Source organism: Planotetraspora phitsanulokensis (assembly GCF_016863295.1).
Lineage (GTDB): Bacteria > Actinomycetota > Actinomycetes > Streptosporangiales > Streptosporangiaceae > Planotetraspora > Planotetraspora phitsanulokensis.
Genome location: NZ_BOOP01000001.1, coordinates 104,649 through 124,820 on the forward strand (window position 1 = coordinate 104,649; position 20,172 = coordinate 124,820).

Consider the following 20,172-nt stretch of genomic DNA (forward strand, 5'->3'; position numbering starts at 1 on the left):
CCGCTTCCTGATCACTGTTGACCTTCTCGTCACGTCAACTTCTAGTGTCGTGAGTCCGGAGAGCACCGGCTCGGCGGTGGGCGAGGACGGGGGAGCAGTCATGTCATGGTCGATCGCGCAGGTGGCTCAGATGTCGGGAGTGACATCTCGGACACTGCGCCACTACGACCAGATCGGGCTGCTGCCGCCCGCACGCGTCGGCCGGAACGGCTACCGCTACTACGAGGAGGACCAGTTGCTGCGCCTGCAGCAGGTCCTGGTGCTGCGTGAGCTGGGCCTCGGACTGACCGAGATCAAGGAGATCGTCGAGCGGCACACCGATCCCATCGCGGCGCTGCGTGAGCACCACCAGCGCCTGCTGGCGGAGCGTGACCGTCTGGACGGGGTGGTCCGCATGGTGGAGCGGACCATCGCCGAACTTCAGGAGAACGAAGGGAAGCCGACCATGTCCAAGATCAGTAGGCCGGAGAACCTGTTCGATGGATTCGACAGTGCACGGTATGCGGCGGACGCCCGCGAGCGGTGGCCGGAGCACTGGCAGCAGAGCGGGCGGCAGGAGCTCCTGGACAGCCGGACCCCGCAGGCGCTTGAGCGGATGCAGCGGGAGGCGACGGCGGGGATGATCCGGATGGCCGAGCACATGCTCGCCGCCACCCCCGTCGACGCCCCAGCTGTCTTCGCCGAGCTCGACATCCACTATCGGCACCTGAGTGAGTTCTGGACGCCGACCGCGGAACAGTATGCACAGCTGGCCCGGATGCAGGCGGAGGAGGAGCAGTTCAGGGCGAACTACGAGCAGGTCGCCGAAGGCCTGGCCGAATACATGCGCGACGCCATGACCGCCTACGGGCAGGCCCGGCTGAGCTGAACCCACAGAAGTCCGAGAGGCGCCGCGCGTCCCGGGCGGCACCGCACTTCTCGCGCGCGGGGAAAACCGATGGCCCTCTGGGGGCGGTCATTCGCATCATGGAGACATGCGACTTGTGTTCACGCCGGCCGAGGGGGATCGCTGCCGCGTCGTCGTGCATCGACGCGACGGCGTGACCTTGGAGATGCGCTCCTACGACCGAAAATTCCGGGTGCCTCACGACCTTGCCCATGCCGTGACCGAGCGTGAGCTCCGGTTGGGCGCGGGAGTCTTCGGCTGCATCGCCGCCGGAGCCCTCTTCACCTCGATGCGGGTGCTCACGGGTTCGCCACGGCATGACGCGGCGGCCCGCAGCGCTCGCATCATCAAGGCCAACGCCCGCTCGATCACCACCGCCGAAGCGCTCAGCGGTGTCCTGCACGAGGCCGCCAACGGCACCCTGTCCAGGCCCTTGTTCACCAAGGTGCGTGAGGTATGGGGGATCGTGGAAGAGCGCACCTTCCCTTACGACGAAGCCACCGTCACCGCGACGGCGGAAACCCTGAGAACACTGGCCGATGTCTGGAGCGGACTCACCGTCGGCGAGGAGCTCGCCTTCATGTGGCCTCCCGCTCTCACCGCGCCGATCCCGACCACCCGCCGCTGAAAACCGATCACCTCGGCATACCTGCTGGAAAGACTCGCGTTCACAGGGTGAGCGCCCGAACGGCGCGGGCGAGGTGGCGTGACAGCTCTGTGTCGATCCCCTCCGACTCGGCCTCGTCGACGCCGGTGGAGCCCTCCTCTGCGTCGCCCGCTTCCAGAAGGGCGGCGCGCAGAGCGAGGGGCGGCTCCAGATCCCGCCAGCTCCGCTGCGCCAAGGAAGCCTCGCGCTGGGAGGTCACCGTTTCGCGGTCGACCTCCCCGGACCGCAGCACGGTTCGTCGGATTTCGCCGATCGTCTCTCCGCGCCGGGCCGCTGACAGGATGGGCGTGAAGCGACTTTCGGCCATCACGAGGGCGTCGAGGTAGTGGAGGACGGCGGGCGTCGACACGGCCCGCGCGGCCACCTGGTCGGCGTAGTAACGGGCAACCTGTGATTGACCCGACACCAGTCGCGTCAGCGCGAACTCGGCGAGGAACAGCGGCGAGCCCAGCGCTGCTCCCATGATCTTCCCTACGACCTGGGAGGCCGACCGCTCCGCGGGGAATGGGTGGCCGAACAACTCCACGACTGGGTCGCCGTACCAGCTGTACTGCTGGACACGCACGTTCAGGAGGGCATTGCGCCACTCGCCGGCAGTGAGGAGTGCCGAACGCACGAACAGGCCCCTGGCGGGATCGCGGCTGACGTCCTCGGCGCACGCGACGCCCAGCATGCCCGCTCGCTCGCGCGGCGAAATGGCGAGCAGGAGCGGCAGGCCGATGAGCAACGTGGGCCGTCGCCGCGCGCCGACCCGTAAGTGGGCGCAACTGAAGAGTCGGTCGTGCAGGTAGATGGCGGCCGGAGGGACCGCTCCGACCGCGCGGGCGATCCGGTCGGCGGCTTCGAACAGGGCAGGTGCCTCGGCTCTGATGACCTCCTCGGCGTCGTCCGGGAGCCGGAGCGCTCGCGGCCGGGACCAGATCGCGACGGTGGCGAGCCCGCAGCCGCACAGCCAGGCCAGGACGTTGTCGTAGGAGCTGATCACAATGACAAGGGCGGCGGCCATGAGGGCGGCGGGGATCGCCTGGATCGCGGCCGACAGTAGGTAAGCGAGGACCCGGGCGGTTTCCAAGCCCGGACGTTCCAGTCGACGGCCCCTCAGACGGGTGAATCTCTTGCGGACGTCCCGTCGAGCGAATCCGGTGCCGGATTCGGACGTGGCTGGAGGGGTGATCATGGTGCGGATTATCAGGCAGAGGCGTGCCCTCGTCGAGAGGAGAGGATGAAACGCCCCGCTCATTCCCCGTTCGTCTGACCTGCGTCTGACCTCCAAAACAGGCCCTGAGCTGGGATTCGCTGTTCCGGCAGTCGCCAACCGTTTCGGGCATCGCTCATGCCCCGGCGGAACAGAGGCGTAAGAGGGTGTCAGCCGTGTTCCTTGCGATGCCGGGCAGTCGTGACTTCCTTACCTTCACCCGAATGCCGTGCGTCTGACGGTGGAGCCGCCTTCCTGATCCGCCGTACCAGCCACGTGATGGCGACCACGAATCCGAGCACGGTAACCAGACCGGTGATCGCCAGAATTGTGAAGTTCGAGTTCTCGCCAGTCACAAGCGCTCTGGTCAGCCCCGGGCGGTGCAAAAGGATGGATACCCCGACGACGACACCCGCTCCGATGATCGCGAGGAGGTCGCTGTGAGTGATCGGTGTTGGGCCCTTCTGCGGGGCGACCTCGTCTGGATCAGGTTCACGGATGAGGGTGGCCCGTGTGACGGCGAGGAAGGCCAGGGCGAGCATGGCCAGCGTCATGTACCGATACCAAGCTGGGTAGAGCCGGACCTGGTAGTGGTCGATGGCGGCCTCGTTCTTTCCGGTCTGGAAGCATTCCTCGATCGTCCAGCGGGCGCCGGCCACCGTGACAAGCCGGCTCAGCGGCACGGGGATTGCGGACCGCGGCGATCGGCCCACGCGCACGAGACCCGATTCGACGGCGGCCCGGGATGCTTGACGCGTACGCCGCCGATCCCGCCGCGCGGTCGACGACCTTCCTGGTGATGGACTTCGTTATCTGCCCAGAGCGGCGTTTCACACAGAGAGCTCTTGCGCCTCCACCGCCCGGCAATAGTCGAGTTGCTGCTGCGCCAGCTTCCGGACTCGTTTCAGTGATGCGATCCGCTCGTCGATGAGGTTGATCTTGGACTGCAGGCTCTCTTGTGCTCGCGCGTGATCTAGCACGCCGTCGGTCATCTCCTGGGAGAAGGCCAGGATCTCGCGCAGGGAGAAACCTATCGATTTCCCGGAGGCGATGAGGTCGGCCGTTTCGATGTCCTTCTCGGTGTAATGCCGATAGCCGTTCTCGCTGCGGCTGCTGGAGAAGAAGCCCACCTTCCCGTAGAAGCGGATCGTGTCGGTGCTGACGCCGACGCGTTTGGCGAATTCGCCGATCAACATACGCTGAGCCTCCCTGTCGATCCGAGCGGAGTGGAGTGAGACGCGGATCACCCTGGACCTTGGAGCATACTCCAAGGTTTACGTTCGAGCCGACCGACAATCAAGGAGGCTCCGATGACTGTGACTCATCCCGAACCGGAAACTGCGGTAGACGGCCTGCACGGCTTCCACCACCGCTACGCCGAAGTGAACGGCACCCGCATCCACTACGTGATCGGCGGCGCCGGCCCGGCGGTCGTGCTGGTGCATGGCTTCCCGTTCACCTGGGCGGTATGGCGTGAGCTGATGCCGATGCTGGCGGCCCAGGGCTACACCGTGCTAGCCCCCGACCTGCGCGGCATGGGCGATTCCGACCCAGCCGAGAGCGACACCTTCGCCAAGACCAACGTCGCCGAGGACATCCGGCAGATCGTGCTCGGGCTGGGTCTCGGACCGATCAACCTGGTCGGCATGGACGTGGGCGGCATGGTGGTCTACGCGTACGCGTCACGGCACCCTGACGAGGTCCGCCGGCTGGTGCTCTCCGAGACGCTGATCCCCGGCTTCGGCCTTGAGGAGATGATGAACCCTTCCGTCGAGGGCGGCACCTATGGCTTCGGGTTCCACGGCCAGGTCGACCTCGCCACGTTCCTCACCCAGGGCAAGGAAACCGAATTCCTCACACCGTTCTACCGGCTGACCTCGGTGCGGCCGGACGCCGAGGAATACGGCGTTGCCCACTATCTGCCGCATTTCACCGGCCCGAACGGCATCCGCGGCGGCTTCCAGCACTACGGCGCCATGATCGAGGACGGCAAGGCCAACCGGGCCGAGTTCACGACCCGGCTCCCGATGCCGGTCCTGGTGCTCAACGGCGACCACGGCTACTATCGCGGCCAGCTGCTGGCCGGCGCCCGGCAGGTCGCCGAGAACATCGAAACCGATGTCATTGCGCAGGCCTCCCACGCGTACGCGTTCGACAACCCGCAGGCCACCGCCGAGCGATTCCGCCAGTTCTTCGCGGTGTCCGATACTGAGCGGCTGGTCATCGTCGACGAGATCCGCCAGTTCATGGCCCGGTACGCCTACTACGCCGACCACAAACAGTTCGACCAGCTCGCGCGGCTGTTCGCACCGGAGGCGACCTTCACGATCTATGACCCGCAAGGCGTCCAGGTTATGCAGATGACCGGCCCGAAGGAGATCGAGGACGTCATCACCACCAGCGTCGGCGACGCCACCGCGATCCACCACCTGTTCTCCTTCACTACCGAGGTCCACTCGCCGGTGGCTGCGTCCTCGACCATCAACATGGAGGACTGGATCGACGGCAGCACCCTCAAGGTGCGCGGCTACGGCCACTATCACGGCGAGTTCGCCAAGGTCGATGGCTCCTGGCGGATAGAGAAGTTCGTCCAGACCCGCCTGCGCACGGATGTGCTCCCGTGAGCGGGGTCTGTCCATTGAACGGCTCTGTCTCTCTTTCGGTGGTGACGGAGCGTTAGTACTCCAGTCGCACATCGGAATGGGCGCTGAGCTGGGGGATCACTTCGAGTGCTGCAGCACGCTGCTGTATGGATGACCGTGCTTGTCCATGCTCGTCCACGGACGTCCCCGCGTGAGAAGCAGACGGCCACCGCTGTGATCATTCAGGTGTGATGGAACTGAAGATCATGCGGTGGCCGCGATGGCCAGATTAGAACACCTCGGCGCTGCCCGCTTCAAAGCTGGGTTGGATGACGCGTTCGCGCTGGTCGCGGGCCGATTCAGAAGGCGTGAGGTACGCCTGCGCGCCCGAGCCTGCATCGAGGGCTTGCTGTCCGGGTTGGAGCGAAAGAACGGCTGGTCGCCGGCCGAATATGCCGGGGAGCTCACCCCCGATGGCATGCAGCGGCTGTTCAATGCCGCGACATGGGACGTCGACGGCGTCCGTGACGATGTCCGCGACTGCGCGATCGACCATCTGGGCGACGCCGACGGTGTTCTGGTCGGTGACGACACGGGGTTCGAGAAGAAGGGCGTCTGCTCGGCTGGCGTGCAACGGCAGTACACCGGCACCGCCGGGAAGATCACCAACTGTCAGATCGGGGTGTTCCTCGGCTACGCCAGCAGTAGTTCGCGTGCTCAGCCACCCAAGCACCGTGGTTCTCAAGGTCCTGCAGATAGAACTGACCGTGATCAGCCTCAACGGTGAGTTCGTGGATCTCAGGGGAGGCGTTCGGCCGCAAATTACCTTACGCAGCCCTGGGCGCCCGGCACCGGTCTGCCGGCCGCCTCCGGCGCCAAGCCGCGTAGCCAGACCCCGCGCACTGGCCACGGCTCCCCACACTGGTGCATCGTGCCAGGGTCAGGCCGCTTGCCGAACCGAGGAGCAACGCGCGATGACCGACGAGGCTTCCTTCCGGGTAGGACTTCGCGTCGAGGATGTGACCGAGGCGGCCACGTTCTATCAAGGGCTCGGGTTCGAGCAGGCCGGGTCGATATCCCATCCCGACGGCCAGACGATCATGGCGATCCTTCGACGCGGCGACCTCCAGCTGCTCGTCGATGCCCTGGTCGGCATGCCGTTTCCCGACAGCGATCGCGAGCGCATGACCAGAACCGGCCCGCGCGGCCTTGGCGTGGTCATCGGCGTTGAGGTGGCCGACGTCGACACGACTGCGGACTACTGCCGCTCGTCCGGATGCACGGTCACCACTGGACCGGTCGATGCACCGTGGGGCGAGCGATACGTCGAATGCCTCGATCCGTACGGGTATGCGTGGAAGTTCTTCCAGCTGCTCCCGGACCCGCCGCCAGACAGCTTGAGCACCGCGCGCGAGAGTTGGTTCGCCTGACCCACTACCTTGCTCCTTGTTACTCGGGTGCACGGTCTCTTCGGCAGCCTTCAGTTGAGCTGTTCGGCCAGTCCGACGATGATGCCCTCGGGGCCGCGGACGTAGCAGAGCCGATAGCTGTCCTCGTAGCGCGCCAGGTCGCCGACGAGTTCGGCGCCGTGGGTGCGCAGGCGGTCAACGACGTCTTCGATGTCGTCGACGGCGAACATGATGCGACGAATGCCCAGCGTGTTCGCCGGTGCGTCCTTCGGCTCGGCGCTGATCGCCTTCGGCGTGTGGAACATCGCCAGCTCGATTCGGCCGTGGCCGTCCGGGGTCCGCAGCATCGCGATGTCCTGTCGGACGTCGTCGATCCCGATGACACGCTCCACCCAACGTCCCTCGACTGGCGCCTTGCCCTCCAACTCCATGCCAAGTTCGACGAAGAACGAAATGACAGCGTCAAGGTCGTCGACAACGATGAGGACGTTGTCCATCCGCTGGATCGCCATGCTGGATCTCCTTGGTGTGGGGCGGGCACCGCTGGCCGCATCTGCACCTGAGACGGAGCTGCGAGGCCGTTGTCGACATCCTCTGCAAGGTCTTCTTCGGGAACCTCTTGACGTGGCAGTGCCGTCACGCGCCAGGGCGTCCCTCCGGGTCGCCTCTCAATCGGGGACCACTGTGGTTGCCGGTCGGATGAGCGCCTGACCCACGATCACGCGTTCACCGTTGAACGTCAGCGAAGGCGACCCGTGCAACTCGTAGCCGAGATCCAGCATCTCGCTGACTCTTCGGCAGAAGGCAGCGTCGTCGGGGCCGGTGAGGACGCGGTATCTCGGGAGATCTTCGGCGTGGGTCATGCCGCGATCCTAGAGTCAGGCGCAGCGGGCAGCGTCGGCGCTGTCAGCGTGGGAATCGGCTAGTGGCCCCCTCTCTGAGCTGGGAAACAGGGGGCTCAGGTCAGGGAAGGTCGAGTCCCCGTGGCTCCCCGTCAGTCCCCGCTGATAAGCCACGTCCGGCAAGTAGGCTGCCTGCGGTAGCGCGCGACGGCGAAGGAGCCGCTGATGACCACCGACCCAACGATGACCCGGATCGGCCAGGGGGTGGAGTTGCATCACCACCGAGGTCAGCGTGAAGCCGCTCGCGACTTGTTCGCGCAGATCTGGGACGACATCGGGGGCGAGCAAGGCGACCCGCTGCATGTTTGCGTCCTTGCCCACTCGATGGCCGATGTGCAGGACGACGTGCACCAGGAGCTGATGTGGGATCTGCGAGCGCTCGCCGCCGCTGATCTGGTCACCGATGAGCAGGTGGCGCACGTAGGGGTGACGTTTCCGGTGGCCGGCTTGTATCCGTCGTTGCACCTGAACGTGAGTGAGTGCTATCGCAAGCTGGGCGATCTCGGTCGCGCCCGTGAGCACCTCCAGCAGGCGCGGGCCGAGATCGGTGTGCTGGGCGACGACGAGTATGGGCGGCTCATCAAGGGGGGTCTGGAGCGGCTGGCCGAACAGTTGGGTGAGGCCATCTGACTGCGAGCCCGGCGAATTCCCGCCAACACCCCGACCCCGGCGACGGCGTCACCGACGCCTTCCTCCGGGTCGTCCACCGGCTCGGCGCAGCGGCCGAAGGTGATTTCGCCCAGTTCGCCCACCTCTGCGAACCCGTCCTCCGCTCCTCGTCGACTGTGCCGCCCTTGCCGAGCAGAAACGAGCCATGTACGCCGTACAGCTCGACGTAATGGGGACGCTCTGCTCGTGGGTCGAGAACGATCTATGAAGGATCTCCCCGGCGCACACAGCAGTCTCTTTCGAGATACGTACTCTTAAGAGATTGTTCGCCGTTTGGGCGGATTGGGCAGGTGGTGGGTAAGGGGGAACCGCCATGACAGCCAGCGACAACCTGGAGGACTGGGCGGGGTATGGGTTCAGCGGGGAACTCGTCAGAGCCCTGTTCCATGGTCTGCGCGTGGGTCTGTACGTGGTCAGCCATACGGGGAAGATCCTCTTGGTCAATCCGTATGCCGAGAGGCTGCTCGATCGTCCCGCACGGCAGTTGATCGGGGCCGACCCCCACGACCTGCTGCACCGCAACGCCGACGGAAGCCCGATGCCCCGGGAGGACTGCCAGATTCTGGCCGCGTTTTCCGAGGGGGTGTACATCCGTAGCGAGGAGGCGTGGTTCACTCGCGGATCCGGAGACCTGGTCCCGGTGGGCGTGATGGCGGCCCCGCTCCCGTTGGGCGGGGGGAAGGACATGGGCTCGGTGGTCCTGTTCTACGACCTGAGCCGGCACAAGGCCGTGGAACACAAGCAGGCGGCCGCCCTGGCGGCACTGGAGAAGCTGACCGACCGGTTGTCGCTGATGGCCGAGACCAGCACCGTGCTGGCCTCCACCCTGAAGGTGGATGAGGCGCTGCGGCGGCTGTCTCGTCTGGTGGTGCCCCGGCTGGCCGACTGGGCGGTGATCGACCTGCTCGGCCCCAACGGCGACGGGGTGGACAGGGTGGCGGTCGTGGTCGAGCAGGGCCAGAGCGGTGTCGAGTGCAAACAGTGGGAGGGGCCGCTTCCGGCGTTTCCGGAGACCTCCCAGGCGCCGATGGCGCGAGTGCTGCGCGGCGGCCCCGCGGTGCTGTTCGGCCCTAAGGATCTGGCCGAGCGATTTGACCCGGAGGAGTACAACGTCCAGCGGCGGCGGCCGTACGACGAGTTGGGTGCCCATTCGGTCATCGTCGCGCCGCTGCGTACGCCGCGCCGGGTGCTGGGTGCGCTCGTCCTGGCCCGGTACGAGACCTCCCCGGTGTACGACTCGGCCGACCTATCCCTTGTCGGCGACATCGCCAGCCGGGCCGGGCTCGCCGTGGACAACGCGGACATGTTCAAGGAGCAACGTCGGTTCGCCTCCTCCACCTCTCACGAGCTCAGAACGCCGCTTGCCGGTCTCCGCGCCCGGCTCGAGGAGGCGCTGCTCTACCCCGCCGACGTCGACCCGCACGAGACCATCAGGGAGGCGCTGGCGGTCACCGATCGGCTGGAGACGATCGTCGACGACCTGTTGGTGTTGGCTCGGCTCCGTGCCGGAGGGCCGGCCGCCTACGAGCCGATCGACGTCGGCGCGCTGGTGGCGAAGGAGGTGGCGGCCATGGCGGGTGGCGTGCCGGTCCACGTCGACGCGGGCCGGGATGTGAACGTTCTCGGCAACCGGATCCAGCTGATCCGGGTCATCGACAACCTCCTGGTCAACGCCCGGCGGCACGCGGACAAAAGGGTCGAGGTCACCGTGGGACGAGTGGAGGGCTCGGCCGTCATCACCGTGTGCGACGACGGTGCCGGAATCGCGCCGCAGGACCGAGAGCGCGTCTTCGAGCGCTTCGTCCGGTTGGACGAGGGCCGGCGCAGGGAGCCGGGAGGCAGCGGGCTCGGCCTGGCCATCTCGCGCGACATCGCCCACGCCCACCACGGGACCCTCACGATCGAAGACTCACCGCGTGGTGCCCGCTTCGTCCTCCGGCTTCCGCTGACAGACAGGCGTCCGTAGCCTTCGCGGACCTCCGGCCGTCCTCGAGCGGCGGCTCAGGCGTGGGTCGCCTTTACTTACGTGCAGCTCAGCCATGAGTCTCCGCCAGTCCTCGCTGAACGCCGTTCAATCCGGCATGCATCTGGCATGACGATCCACGTCAGGCTGTGCCGAGGTCTTGATCCGCGGTTGCGAGTAGCTCGCGGAGCCGTCGGATCTCGGCGATCAGGCGTGGAACTTCGTGACGGGCTTCGGCGATGAACTGGGCATTCTCGTCCCAGCGTTCGTCGGCGACATCGACATAGCGGGGGTGCTGGATGAGGGTGGCAGCGACGATCTCGTAGTGGTCGTAGTCCGGCCAGCGCCTCTGGCTGGAATCGAACCGGCGACCTCCTGCTCCGCAAGCACTGGTCATGATCCTGGGACCTGGCGTTTCTCCAGGTGAGGGCGCATGTTCAGTGCACGGATGTGCATCGACGGGCGAGGCTAGGCACCCCGGAAGTCACTCAGTTTGACACTCACTCGGGGCGGGGAGAGGCCTGTGAGGTTACGGTCCTCAACTATTCAGACCCTGTCGCTACCGTCGTGGATTGGACTCGATGACATAGCGGAGTTCTGCGGGCCGGCCCGTCGAGCGGAGTTTCACGACCTCGTATACGAGGCCTGGCCCCGGGGGCGTTCGGGGCGAAGCGTCGCTAGGTGTTCGCGGAAGGTAGTGCGTGCTGCGGTCACCGAGTTCGTTGATCGCGTAGGTGAGAGTGCCCTCAAGGGGCCCGTCGAGAAGGAGCCCAGCACAGAAATCGATCTTGGGCATGCGAGTGAGGCGGTTCAGCTCGAAGCGGTTCTTGATCTCTTCGTCGGTGAGAGCCGGATCGATGCGTTCGACGGCTCCATCGGAAATGGTCAGCAAGCAACGGCCGTGCGCGTCTAAGACGGCGCTGACGACACCGACCCGGTAAATCACCCTGTGATCATCGCATCCATGCGACTCCCGCCACGAGCGTGATCAGCTCATCCGGGCGGCGGAGCCGGGAAGTTGGGAGTCACGGGTGGCTCGTTGAACGAACTCCCGTCCGACCCCTCAGATGGACTCGGCGAGGATCTCAGCCTTCAGCCGGGTGTACTCCTCCACGGCGGCTCGTCCTCGACGAGAAGGCCACGGCCAGCACGTCCTCGTCGCCGCGGGCACCAACCTTCTCCGGCTTGCCGATCACGACATTCCGGGCGTCTACCCCCGACGGCGACTCGCTCTCTTCGACCGTTCGAACGCCTCATCCACGACCTGCCACCATCGTGAAGATCACCAACAGCATCCAGGGAAGGCGTCAGAGCCAAAATCGCGTAGTCCCATCACGTGGCCGGGGGCCGCAGGCCGAGCCACTGCTCGGCGTCCCAGGCCTGGAACCGCTCGACCTCGGTGAACCCCAGCTTTGCCGCGAGGCGCATCGAGCCGACGTTGGCGCTCTGGGTGGTGAGCACCACCGGCTCGCCGGGAAGGACGCCGTCGAACCAGTCGAGTGCCGCCGCGCACGCCTCGGCGGCGTACCCTTGCCCCCAGGCCTTCGGCAGGAACAGGTAACCGAGATCGGCCTTCCCCACGGCAGCCGGGCGACGGTGCCCGGCTGCTCTCCTGAGCAGGATCTGGCCGATCATCGCCCCGTCGAGCTCGACGACGAAACTCCCGGGCCATCGCTCGGGCACCTCAGGCGTCTCACGCTCAAGCTCGTCACGCGGGCGGGGACCGCCGAGGTAGGTGTGCACCTCTGGCGAGGCGAGCAGCTCGATGAACGTTGTACGGTCCCGCGCCTCGGGCTCACGGAGCACGAGCCGCTCGGTCCGGATCAGCTCCGGCGGCCAAGCCACATGTCCTAGATCTGACATGCGCGCACGCTAACAACCCTGTAGAACGACGTTCAACTTGGGCATGAACGTATGGCTCATCGGCCGAGCTATGGGCGCGGCTGGGTGAACAATCCCGGCTCGGGTGACGGGAATCGAACCCGCGCTGTCAGCTTGGGAATCGGCTAGTGATCTCCCCTCTCTGAGCTGGGAGACAGGGGGTGCAGCTCAGGTGTGGTCGAGTCCCTGTGACTTCCCGCCAGTCCTCGCTGAACGCCGTTCAAATCTGGCATGCATCTGACACGACGATCCACGTCAGGCTTCGCCGAGGTCTTGATCCGCGATTGCGAGTAGCTCGCGGAGCCGTCGGATCTCGGCGATCAGGCGTGGAACTTCGTGACGGGCCTCGGCGATGAACTGGGCGTTCTCGTCCCAGCGTTCGTCGGCGACATCGACATAGCGGGGGTGCTGGACGAGGGTGGCAGCGACGATCTCGTAGTGGTCGTAGTCCGGCCAGCGTTCACCGAGCCCGGTGTCGGGGGCGGTGCTGATGGCGACCAGGCTCATGGCGAAGTCGTCGTCGAGCCGACGCACATACCAGGGGCCCGGGGTCGCAGCGTTCGCCAGCGCCTCGATCTCGGCGAGATCCTCGTCGGTCATCGGTTCGGAGGTGTCCATCAGGCGGCGAGCTCCTCGCGTTCGACCGAACCGCATGCCTTGTTCGGCCACATCAGCACGACGACGAATGGTGGAACAAATGGGGTGACCGGTGGGACTCGAACCCACTTGCACCGGGATCACAACCCGGCCCCTCGTCCTCTTCGGGATCGGTCACAGTGCCTCTGGCTGGAATCGAACCGGCGACCTCCTGCTCCGCAAGCAGGCGCGCTTTCCACTGCGCCACAGAGGCGTGAACGAGTAGCGGGTGCGGGAATCGAACCCGCCGATAGCGGCGTATGAAACCGCCGGGCACACCAGCGCCCCCACCCGCCGGGAGCCCACCGGGTGAACGAGGCCGCTCAGGTCCGAGCCGGCTCCGCCACGGGGGCGTCACATATGGGTGTGGAAGGGCGTGCGCATTCGGCGAAGGACGCGGTGACCGCGACGACGGCAGTGATGGTGGCGCATGACCCGCTCCTTTCCGAAAGGTTCAATCGGTGTCCGCACTGAGCATTCCGTCCATCCGGCGCCGGGAGCAACGGGTTTTCCGGGTGGAGATCACGCGGCGGAAACCGGTTGAACGGGCTCGGCCCCCTGGGCATGCTCGACGCCATGAGGGAGCCGCGACAGCTCGCACCGGAGATCATGGACTACTACCTGAAGGGCCAGGAGGACGGCCGGCTGCGGTCGGGGCACCCTCGACTGGAGTTCTGGCGGACCCAGGATGTGCTGCGCCGCCTGCTGCCGGCCGTACCGGCGCGCATCCTGGACGTCGGCGGCGCCAGCGGGGTGCACGCCGAGTGGCTGGCCGCCGCCGGTCATCGGGTGGAACTGATCGACCCGGTGCCCGCGCACGTCGAGCAGGCGTCGGCCCTGCCCGGAGTGATCGCCCGTGTGGGCGACGCGCGGCACCTGGACGCGCCGGACGCATCCGCCGACGTGGTCCTGCTTCTCGGGCCCCTCTACCACCTGACCGAGCGGGCGGACCGGGTACGGGCGCTCACGGAGGCCCGCCGCGTCACCAGACCGGGAGGGCTGGTCGTGGCGGCGACGATCGCCCGGTGGGCGGCCGTGCACGACATGATCCTCAAGGGCCGCTACGTGGAGGAGCCCGTACGGCGGGTGGCCGACGAGTCGGCTCGTACGGGAGTGCTGAGGGGAGCGGCGGACACGGGCTTCACCACCGCCTATTTCCACGACCCCGCCGAGGTGCTCGCGGAGTTCGCCGACGCCGGTCTGCCGGGGGCGGAACGGTACGCGCTGGAAGGCGTCTTCGCCCTCTACGCGGAGGAATGGCTGGACGACCCCGAGCGCCGGGCCCTGCTCCTCGACGTCGCGCGCCGTACGGAGAACGAGCCGGCGCTGCTCGGATTCGGGCACATGCTCACCGTCGCGAGGGTCAGGTGAGGCTGGCGACCCGGGACCCCAGCTTGATCAGGGCCTGCTCCGACGTGCTGCCCGGCTCCGCCTGGAAGATGAACAGGTCCTGACCGGGACAGCTGTTCACGGTGAAGGCCTCGTACGAGAGGGTCAGGTCGCCGGCGAAGTGGTGATGGAAGCGCACCGAGTCGGTCGTCTTCGCCCGGACGTCATGGCGGGCCCACATGCGCCGGAAGTCCGCGCTCTCGCGGGAGAGCTCCTCGATCAGCTCGTGCAGGAGCGGATCGTCGTGGTCCGCCGCCGCGGCGGTGTGCAACTGGGCCGTCTTCGAGGCGGCGTCCTTCTCCCAGTCCCGGTAGAAGACCCGCGCATCGGGATTGAGAAAGGTCAGCCGCAGCAGGTTGTCGCTGTGATCGAGCCCTTCGTAGAGGGCGGCGCCCAGGGAGTTGCCGGCGAGCACGTCCAGCCGCCGATTCACGACGACCGCCGGGTTGTTCCGCCAGCTCAGCATCAGCCGTTCCAGGGTCGGGCTCACCCGGTCGACGGGCACGTCCGCCGCACGCCTGATCGCCTTCGGGCGGGCCAGCTCGTGGAGATGATCGGTGGCCCAGGCGTCGAGCTGGAGCACCTGTGCGAGGGCGTCGAGCACCTGATCCGACGGGTGGCGTTCTCTGCCCTGTTCCAGCCGGATGTAGTAGTCCGTGCTGACGCCCGCCAGCATGGCCACCTCTTCACGGCGCAACCCGGGTGTCCGGCGACGATGGTCGCCGGGGGGCAGTCCCACCTGGTCGAGGGTGGTGGTCTGGCGACGAGCACGGAGGAAGTCCCCAAGGAGCCTGTCCGCATCCATCCCCGCCAGGCTACGCGGTGGGCGGGCGGCGAACGTAGCCGTGATGCACCCATGCAGGCCGTCCGCCCCAGGACCCACACCGCCGAGCCCGGCCTGTGGACAACGGTGTGGACGGCGGCTGGGGACCTCCCAATAAATAGGCGGACATGCTGGGGATATCTCTGTGGAAAATATTCTTTGCAGTCGGCTCGTCGGGCATGTGTTGATGCCCGCAAAGTGCCTCTGACCAGGATCTTTACCGCTATGTCACGTTCTGGTCTCGCCGCTCGCGATCACTCGAGGTCCGCCCGATCCCATTGGTCTAGTAGCGCGTCCTGGCGCGCATGCACCGCTTGACGAACTGGTGCTCGCTGACGGCGTACGTGCAGCACCGGTACGGGCCCTGCCACCAGCAGCGTCGCGCGGTGGCGGAGGCGCCGGCCGGAACGCCGCTGATCGCGGACGCGGTGCCGGAGCAGGGCGGGGAGGCCGTGGACGCCTCGGCCGGTGTGATCGTGAGAACCGTGAGCAACGCCGTGCCGAGAAGCAGGAACCGAGGCTTGCTGCGCATGGGTGCCCCCTCCCGACCGATCGGGGTCACCCGTGGCGTCGCCTTCCGGCGACGGTTGACCCGAAACGGTCAAACGGGATATTCCCCTCCGGCGTTCGGGGATTCGAAACGCCGGCCAAGAGGATGGGGTCCCAACTGCGGCTTCCTGGGTGTGGCCGCGGTTTTTGCGTAGTCGCCACGGGCCGGACTCAAGATCTCCTAGGATGCTGATCAATCTGACAGATCATGACTTAGGGGATTAAGGGTGACGATGCTCAGCCGCAGGAATGCCCTCAAGGTGGCCGCTGGAACCGTTCCCGCTCTGGCCTTGGGCACCCTTCCCGCCCGGGCGGCGAGCGCACCGGTCACGGGGGTCGTTCCCGCGTCGCTGGCCGTGCTCGACAACGTGGTGAAGACGTACATCGCCGAGCGGACCATCGACTGCGCGCAGCTGGCGGTCGTCAAGAACGGCAAGCTCGTGCTCGCACGCGGCTACGGCTCCTACACGAGCACCGCGACGATCGGGGGGCAGCCCGTTCCCAGCCTCGTCCAGCCGACGAGCCTGTTCCGGATCGCCAGCCTGAGCAAGCACATCACCTCGGCCGCGATCCTGCGGCTCGTCCAGGACGGCAAGCTCAGCCTCTCGGCTCCGGTCACCACGTTGCTCGGTCTGTCCACGTCCGGCGACACCCGGCTGAAGGACGTCACCGTGCTCCGCCTGATGCAGCACCTCGGGGGCTGGGACAGGAACGTCAGCGGTGACCAGCTCTGGCTGGACCACACGATCTCCGCCGTGCTCGACGCCCCGCTGCCGATCAGCCACGCCGACATCATCGAGTACGCCACCGCCCGGCCCCTGGACTTCGCGCCGGGATCGAAGATGATCTACAGCAACTACGGCTACCTGCTGCTCGGCAGGATCATCGAAAAGGTCTCGGGCATGAGCTACGAGGCGTACGTGAAGCAGAAGCTGCTGACGCCCGTCGGCATCAGCCGCATGATGCTCGGGGGCAGCCTCAGGTCGGAGGCCCCGCCGTCCGAGGTGCCGTATTACTCCCAGTACACGAACAAGACCGTCCTGGACGGCTCCGGCATCGTGGTGCCGTACCCGTACGGCGGTTTCAACATGCCCAACCAGGACGCCAACGGCGGCTGGCTCGCGTCCGCCGTCGACCTCGTCAAGTTCGCCGGCGTCTTCGACGCGGCGGGCCCGGTGCTCAACTCCGCCTCGATCGCGACGATGACGGCCAAGCCGGAGATCGGGATCAGCGCGGACGGCTCGTGGTACGGCTGCGGCTGGTACGTCCGTCAGGTCACCGGCCACCTCAACACGTGGCATTCCGGCTCGATGCCCGGGACCTACACCTACCTGGCCAGGCTCCAGAACGGCATCACCTACGCCGCGCTCTTCAACCGGCGTGAGGAGACCGGCACCCTCGACTACGACGTGCTGAGCACACGCATGAACGAGGCCTGGAGCAAGGTCACCACCTGGCCGACGACCGATCTCTACTCGCAGTACTTCTGACGCCGGCGCATCGATTCCGGGGGAGTGGGAGCCGCGAGCGTATGCAGGGGCGCGGTTCCCTCTAGGAGTCGACCGGGAGACGGACGACGAAGCGTGCGCCTCGATCGCTGTCCTGGATGGTCAGCGTGCCGCCGTGCCGTTCGGCGATCTGCCTGGCGATGGGCAGGCCGAGGCCGATTCCTCCGGCGTCCCTGCTGCGGGCGGTGTCGAGCCGGGTGAAGCGCAGGAAGACCGTTTCCCTCTGGTCGGCGGCGATTCCGGTGCCGTCGTCGAGGACCTCGAGTTCCACCATGGCCGCTGCGGATCGCGGGTCGCCGCCCCCGTGCCGAAGCGTGACCGTGACGGTGGAGGAGGCATATCGCTGGGCGTTCTGGAGCAGGTTGCAGATCAACTGGCGCAACTGTGCCCGGTCGCCTCTGACGATCACGTCCGGTGTCAGACGACGGACGACCTTCCTGCTCATCTGGTGACTGTTCAGCTCCACGGCGACCAGTTCGGCCAGGTCGACCGCACGCAGCTCAGACGGCTCGTCGGCGTCGAACCGAGTGAGCGTCAACAGGTCGGCTGTGATCGATTGAAGCCGCTCCACGCTCGGCAGGATGTCGTCGCACAGCCTGTTCAGGTCGACGTCCTCGGGTGCCAGGAGGGCGTCCTCGATCTGGGTGCGGATCGCCGTGATCGGAGTGCGCAACTCGTGGGACGCGTCGGAGCAGAACCGTCGCTGCTGTTCGAGCATGCTCTCCAGCCGGTTCAGCGTCTCGTTGACGCTCCGTGCCAGGCGGTGGATCTCGTCCCTGGCCGTGGGGATCGGGACCCGGCGGCTCAGGTTGGTGCTCCGGATGTGGTCGAGTTGGGCCCGGATGGCGTCCACGGGTTGGAGTGACCTGGTGACGGTGTGCCGCGCCCCGTAGGCGACCGCGACGGTGAAGACGGCCGTTCCCACGATCAGGAGGGCCGCCACACCCGGATAGACGAAGAACGGCAGCGTCGGAGCGGCGCTGTAGATGGTCCAGTCGCCGTCGCGATACACCTGCTGCGCGACCACGATGTGGCAACCTCCGGACGGGAAGACGGAGTCGCAGACGACGCCACTGGCCACACGACCGGGGCTCTTCGGCCGGAAATGCGCCATGGGGGGCCGGTTCTGCAGATCATTGGTCGCCGCGACCACCTGTCCGCGCGGGTCGACCACCTGGACGGGACGGATCAGGTTGTGCGGGATGGGCGGAAGCGGATTGACGAGCTCTCCACGGTCCACGTAGTAGGCGGTCAACTCACCCACCGCGGTCACCTCCTTGGCGAGGTTCTGGGTGGCCATCCTGTTGATGGCGAACAACAGGACGATGGAGAACACAATGCAGAGCGCACCCACCGCCGTGCCGGTGAACAGCGCCAGGCGGGCTCGGATCGAGTAATTCTCAAACCTCATGACGACCCCGTCCCATTCGACCGGACGCGGGGCAGTCGCAGGACGAAACGTGCCCCGCCGACGGTGCTTTCTTCGACGCTGAGGGTGCCCTGATGGGCCTGAGCGATGTCGCGGGCGATGGCCAGGCCGAGCCCGCTGCCGTTGTGGTCGAGCCGGCGGGCGTCCTCCAGCCGGGTGAATCGGTTGAACACCCGCTCCCGGTCGGCCTCGGCGATCCCCGGCCCGTCATCGCTGACCACGAGTTCGACCGCGCCGGGGGTGGAACGCACCTCGACGCACACCAGATGCGCCGAGTGCCTCCGGGCGTTGTCCAGGAGGTTGGCGAACAGGCGGCTGATCTGGGACGGCACGGCGATGACGGTGGTGCCATGGGTGAGCCGGAGTCGACCGGGAAGTCGATCCGTGCGCTGGGCGATCTCGAACTGGACGAGGGCCGCGAGATCGAGTCGCCGCCGTTCGGCGGGTGGGCAGGCACGCACCCGCCCGAGGCACAGAAGGTCGTCGGTGATCGTCTGAAGCCGGTCGACCTGGCCCAGCAACTTTCTCAGCAATTCGGGCAGCAGGGTGCGGCCGGGATCCAGTTGCTCGGCTTCCAACTGCGCCCGCAGTCCCGCGATGGGAGAGCGCAGTTCGTGGGAGACGTCCGAGGCGAACTGCTGCTGGCGGCGCGAGGTCTCCTCGAGTTCCTCCATGGTCGTGTTCAGGCGTCCCAGAACCTTGTTGATCGCGTGGCACAGACGGGTGATCTCTCGCGCGTTCCGCGGTTCCGAGACACGGGTGGTCAGGTCGCTGAAGTCGATCTCGGAGAGTTCGGCGCTGACCTCCTCCACGGGACGCAGCAGCCGGCCGGTCACCTTCCAGGTGGTCCACGTGTTCAAGGTGATCAGCTCGGCGGTCTCGAGCGCCACGATCAACTCGAGGAATCGGGGCCATGCGAGACCCGGGTGCCCGGTGTCGACGGTCACCCGCGTGGCCGCGTAAACCGGCACATGGAGGCGGCCTGCGTGCGGCTCCGGAGCCCGGCGGCCGTGTGAAGGCGGCCGGGCCGCCGCCGCGGCGCCCGCGCCCCGGCTCGTCGAGGACTCCGCATGGCGGCCCGGGACCACGACTGCGGCCGGGCCGGCATCGCGGACGTGTGATCGCACCTGGCCGTGCGTCATCCTCGGATGGTTCTCGGCGCTCGCCTGGGCGGCGCTGTGCGGAGCGGCCCGCCATCGGGGCGCACACGTCCGGGCCAGGAGATAGATCCCCGTTCCCGTGGCGAGCAGGGTCAGGACGGTGATGACGGTGGCCAGCAGGGTGATCTGTCCTCGGAGCGACCGCGGTGCACACCGCTGCCGCATCGGCGACCGCGTGGAGGCCGGCTGTCGTGCCGGACTGGGATGTGGTGAGGGACGCCGGCCGTTTCCACACAGCGTGGGGTCGGGCGGCGTCGCTCCGGCAGGGGTGTGGGTCTGTGGTGCGGACCCGGCGCGGCCTTGGCCGGCGTCGTCCCGCTCGGCCGCCGGCGATCCGCCGGCCAGCAGGCGTGCGAGGCATTTGGCGACGACCATCCACGTGATCAGCGTGAACAGGGGCCACAGGAGTATCGGCCATTCACTGCGCACGTCCACCATCGCCATCCTTTCGAAAAGAGAGATTCGAGGGATGCCGGGCTTCTGAGAGGGCCAGGAGCCGCCGAAAGCGGTCTGCCGCCGCTGAG

20 protein-coding genes, 3 tRNA genes and 2 pseudogenes are annotated in these 20,172 nt (G+C 66.9%); 10 read left to right on the plus strand and 15 right to left on the minus strand.

Going from position 1 to position 20,172, the window contains the following annotated elements:
• Positions 1–100 precede the first annotated feature (100 nt).
• Together Pph01_RS00475 and Pph01_RS00480 are read left to right on the plus strand one after the other, a co-directional pair.
• The gene (locus Pph01_RS00475) at positions 101–868 is read left to right on the plus strand and encodes a MerR family transcriptional regulator (protein WP_204070881.1); all 768 of its coding nucleotides are present in this window, start codon (positions 101–103) and stop codon (positions 866–868) included.
• A 106-nt stretch (positions 869–974) separates the two neighbouring features.
• Positions 975–1,514 carry a hypothetical protein gene (locus tag Pph01_RS00480; RefSeq protein WP_204070882.1) on the plus strand — a complete coding sequence of 180 codons (540 nt, stop codon included), beginning with the start codon at positions 975–977 and terminating at the stop codon, positions 1,512–1,514.
• Positions 1,515–1,554: 40 nt separating this feature from the next.
• Here the strand turns inward: Pph01_RS00480 and Pph01_RS00485 are convergent, their stop codons facing one another.
• The 3 genes and pseudogenes from Pph01_RS00485 to Pph01_RS00495 form a co-directional block, all read right to left on the minus strand.
• Positions 1,555–2,625 (minus strand): M48 family metalloprotease, encoded by a 1,071-nt coding sequence (locus tag Pph01_RS00485; RefSeq protein WP_204070883.1) that lies wholly within the window; start codon positions 2,623–2,625, stop codon positions 1,555–1,557.
• 293 nt (positions 2,626–2,918) lie between these two features.
• Positions 2,919–3,452: pseudogene (locus Pph01_RS42555) on the minus strand (hypothetical protein); the annotation flags it as partial.
• A gap of 126 nt (positions 3,453–3,578) precedes the next feature.
• Entirely contained in the window at positions 3,579–3,944 is a 366-nt protein-coding gene (locus tag Pph01_RS00495; RefSeq protein ID WP_203882966.1) for a MerR family transcriptional regulator, read from the minus strand.
• Positions 3,945–4,154: 210 nt separating this feature from the next.
• Between Pph01_RS00495 and Pph01_RS00500 the strand changes: the two genes are divergently transcribed.
• From Pph01_RS00500 to Pph01_RS00510, 3 genes and pseudogenes are all read left to right on the plus strand, one after another.
• A complete protein-coding gene (locus Pph01_RS00500) occupies positions 4,155–5,372 on the plus strand; it encodes an alpha/beta fold hydrolase (RefSeq protein ID WP_204070884.1) in 1,218 nt (405 codons plus the stop codon).
• A gap of 238 nt (positions 5,373–5,610) precedes the next feature.
• A pseudogene (locus Pph01_RS00505) lies at positions 5,611–6,048 on the plus strand (transposase); the annotation flags it as partial.
• A gap of 256 nt (positions 6,049–6,304) precedes the next feature.
• Positions 6,305–6,760 (plus strand): VOC family protein, encoded by a 456-nt coding sequence (locus tag Pph01_RS00510; protein ID WP_204070886.1) that lies wholly within the window; start codon positions 6,305–6,307, stop codon positions 6,758–6,760.
• A 50-nt stretch (positions 6,761–6,810) separates the two neighbouring features.
• On the opposite strand, the gene Pph01_RS00515 is transcribed toward Pph01_RS00510, so the two are convergent.
• Both Pph01_RS00515 and Pph01_RS00520 read right to left on the minus strand, forming a co-directional pair.
• Positions 6,811–7,236 carry a VOC family protein gene (locus tag Pph01_RS00515; protein ID WP_204071264.1) on the minus strand — a complete coding sequence of 142 codons (426 nt, stop codon included), beginning with the start codon at positions 7,234–7,236 and terminating at the stop codon, positions 6,811–6,813.
• A 171-nt stretch (positions 7,237–7,407) separates the two neighbouring features.
• A complete protein-coding gene (locus Pph01_RS00520; protein ID WP_204070887.1) occupies positions 7,408–7,602 on the minus strand; it encodes a DUF1737 domain-containing protein in 195 nt (64 codons plus the stop codon).
• A 204-nt stretch (positions 7,603–7,806) separates the two neighbouring features.
• Here Pph01_RS00520 and Pph01_RS00525 point away from each other — a divergent pair, with 204 nt between their 5' ends.
• The gene (locus Pph01_RS00525; RefSeq protein ID WP_204070888.1) at positions 7,807–8,271 is read left to right on the plus strand and encodes a hypothetical protein; all 465 of its coding nucleotides are present in this window, start codon (positions 7,807–7,809) and stop codon (positions 8,269–8,271) included.
• Positions 8,272–8,623: 352 nt separating this feature from the next.
• Complete coding sequence (locus tag Pph01_RS00530; RefSeq protein WP_204070889.1) at positions 8,624–10,276, plus strand: ATP-binding protein; 1,653 nt, start codon at positions 8,624–8,626, stop codon at positions 10,274–10,276.
• Positions 10,277–10,415: 139 nt separating this feature from the next.
• Here Pph01_RS00530 and Pph01_RS00535 read toward each other — a convergent pair whose 3' ends face one another.
• On the minus strand, positions 10,416–10,670 hold the full coding sequence (locus Pph01_RS00535) for a hypothetical protein (RefSeq protein ID WP_204070890.1): 255 nt from the start codon (positions 10,668–10,670) through the stop codon (positions 10,416–10,418).
• Positions 10,671–10,970: 300 nt separating this feature from the next.
• Between Pph01_RS00535 and Pph01_RS00540 the strand changes: the two genes are divergently transcribed.
• Positions 10,971–11,186: a hypothetical protein gene (locus Pph01_RS00540; protein WP_204070891.1), complete on the plus strand. Its 216-nt coding sequence runs from the start codon at positions 10,971–10,973 to the stop codon at positions 11,184–11,186.
• Positions 11,187–11,605: 419 nt separating this feature from the next.
• On the opposite strand, the gene Pph01_RS00545 is transcribed toward Pph01_RS00540, so the two are convergent.
• From Pph01_RS00545 to Pph01_RS00565, 5 genes are all read right to left on the minus strand, one after another.
• Positions 11,606–12,136: a GNAT family N-acetyltransferase gene (locus tag Pph01_RS00545; RefSeq protein ID WP_204070892.1), complete on the minus strand. Its 531-nt coding sequence runs from the start codon at positions 12,134–12,136 to the stop codon at positions 11,606–11,608.
• Positions 12,137–12,409: 273 nt separating this feature from the next.
• Positions 12,410–12,772, minus strand: coding sequence for a hypothetical protein (locus Pph01_RS00550; RefSeq protein ID WP_204070893.1), 363 nt, complete (start codon positions 12,770–12,772; stop codon positions 12,410–12,412).
• Positions 12,773–12,852: 80 nt separating this feature from the next.
• A tRNA-His gene (locus Pph01_RS00555) sits at positions 12,853–12,929 on the minus strand.
• Between the two features lie 2 nt (positions 12,930–12,931).
• Positions 12,932–13,004: transfer RNA gene (locus Pph01_RS00560), tRNA-Arg, on the minus strand.
• 9 nt (positions 13,005–13,013) lie between these two features.
• Positions 13,014–13,086, minus strand: a tRNA-Met gene (locus Pph01_RS00565).
• A 280-nt stretch (positions 13,087–13,366) separates the two neighbouring features.
• Here Pph01_RS00565 and Pph01_RS00570 point away from each other — a divergent pair.
• The gene (locus Pph01_RS00570; RefSeq protein WP_204070894.1) at positions 13,367–14,161 is read left to right on the plus strand and encodes a class I SAM-dependent methyltransferase; all 795 of its coding nucleotides are present in this window, start codon (positions 13,367–13,369) and stop codon (positions 14,159–14,161) included.
• Here the strand turns inward: Pph01_RS00570 and Pph01_RS00575 are convergent.
• Both Pph01_RS00575 and Pph01_RS00580 read right to left on the minus strand, forming a co-directional pair.
• Complete coding sequence (locus Pph01_RS00575; RefSeq protein WP_204070895.1) at positions 14,154–14,984, minus strand: helix-turn-helix domain-containing protein; 831 nt, start codon at positions 14,982–14,984, stop codon at positions 14,154–14,156. The genes Pph01_RS00570 and Pph01_RS00575 overlap by 8 nt on opposite strands.
• Before the next feature lie 301 nt (positions 14,985–15,285).
• The gene (locus Pph01_RS00580; protein ID WP_204070896.1) at positions 15,286–15,534 is read right to left on the minus strand and encodes a hypothetical protein; all 249 of its coding nucleotides are present in this window, start codon (positions 15,532–15,534) and stop codon (positions 15,286–15,288) included.
• Positions 15,535–15,784: 250 nt separating this feature from the next.
• Here Pph01_RS00580 and Pph01_RS00585 point away from each other — a divergent pair, with 250 nt between their 5' ends.
• Positions 15,785–17,041 carry a serine hydrolase domain-containing protein gene (locus tag Pph01_RS00585; RefSeq protein WP_239116376.1) on the plus strand — a complete coding sequence of 419 codons (1,257 nt, stop codon included), beginning with the start codon at positions 15,785–15,787 and terminating at the stop codon, positions 17,039–17,041.
• Between the two features lie 61 nt (positions 17,042–17,102).
• Here the strand turns inward: Pph01_RS00585 and Pph01_RS00590 are convergent, their stop codons facing one another.
• Positions 17,103–18,470: a sensor histidine kinase gene (locus tag Pph01_RS00590; protein WP_204070898.1), complete on the minus strand. Its 1,368-nt coding sequence runs from the start codon at positions 18,468–18,470 to the stop codon at positions 17,103–17,105.
• On the minus strand, positions 18,467–20,083 hold the full coding sequence (locus Pph01_RS00595) for a sensor histidine kinase (protein WP_204070899.1): 1,617 nt from the start codon (positions 20,081–20,083) through the stop codon (positions 18,467–18,469). Before Pph01_RS00595 ends, Pph01_RS00590 begins: the two co-directional genes overlap by 4 nt.
• Positions 20,084–20,172 lie beyond the last annotated feature (89 nt).

Excerpts from the sequence above, each read along its gene's own strand:
- Pph01_RS00475 (WP_204070881.1), top strand. The coding sequence starts at position 101 with ATGTCATGGTCGATCGCGCAGGTGGCTCAGATGTCGGGAGTGACATCT.
- Pph01_RS00480 (WP_204070882.1), top strand. The coding sequence starts at position 975 with ATGCGACTTGTGTTCACGCCGGCCGAGGGGGATCGCTGCCGCGTCGTC.
- Pph01_RS00495 (WP_203882966.1), bottom strand. The coding sequence starts at position 3,944 with ATGTTGATCGGCGAATTCGCCAAACGCGTCGGCGTCAGCACCGACACG.
- Pph01_RS00510 (WP_204070886.1), top strand. The coding sequence starts at position 6,305 with ATGACCGACGAGGCTTCCTTCCGGGTAGGACTTCGCGTCGAGGATGTG.
- Pph01_RS00515 (WP_204071264.1), bottom strand. The coding sequence starts at position 7,236 with ATGGACAACGTCCTCATCGTTGTCGACGACCTTGACGCTGTCATTTCG.
- Pph01_RS00520 (WP_204070887.1), bottom strand. The coding sequence starts at position 7,602 with ATGACCCACGCCGAAGATCTCCCGAGATACCGCGTCCTCACCGGCCCC.
- Pph01_RS00525 (WP_204070888.1), top strand. The coding sequence starts at position 7,807 with ATGACCACCGACCCAACGATGACCCGGATCGGCCAGGGGGTGGAGTTG.
- Pph01_RS00530 (WP_204070889.1), top strand. The coding sequence starts at position 8,624 with ATGACAGCCAGCGACAACCTGGAGGACTGGGCGGGGTATGGGTTCAGC.
- Pph01_RS00535 (WP_204070890.1), bottom strand. The coding sequence starts at position 10,670 with ATGACCAGTGCTTGCGGAGCAGGAGGTCGCCGGTTCGATTCCAGCCAG.
- Pph01_RS00545 (WP_204070892.1), bottom strand. The coding sequence starts at position 12,136 with ATGTCAGATCTAGGACATGTGGCTTGGCCGCCGGAGCTGATCCGGACC.
- Pph01_RS00550 (WP_204070893.1), bottom strand. The coding sequence starts at position 12,772 with ATGGACACCTCCGAACCGATGACCGACGAGGATCTCGCCGAGATCGAG.
- Pph01_RS00570 (WP_204070894.1), top strand. The coding sequence starts at position 13,367 with ATGAGGGAGCCGCGACAGCTCGCACCGGAGATCATGGACTACTACCTG.
- Pph01_RS00575 (WP_204070895.1), bottom strand. The coding sequence starts at position 14,984 with ATGGATGCGGACAGGCTCCTTGGGGACTTCCTCCGTGCTCGTCGCCAG.
- Pph01_RS00580 (WP_204070896.1), bottom strand. The coding sequence starts at position 15,534 with ATGCGCAGCAAGCCTCGGTTCCTGCTTCTCGGCACGGCGTTGCTCACG.
- Pph01_RS00585 (WP_239116376.1), top strand. The coding sequence starts at position 15,785 with ATGCTCAGCCGCAGGAATGCCCTCAAGGTGGCCGCTGGAACCGTTCCC.
- Pph01_RS00590 (WP_204070898.1), bottom strand. The coding sequence starts at position 18,470 with ATGAGGTTTGAGAATTACTCGATCCGAGCCCGCCTGGCGCTGTTCACC.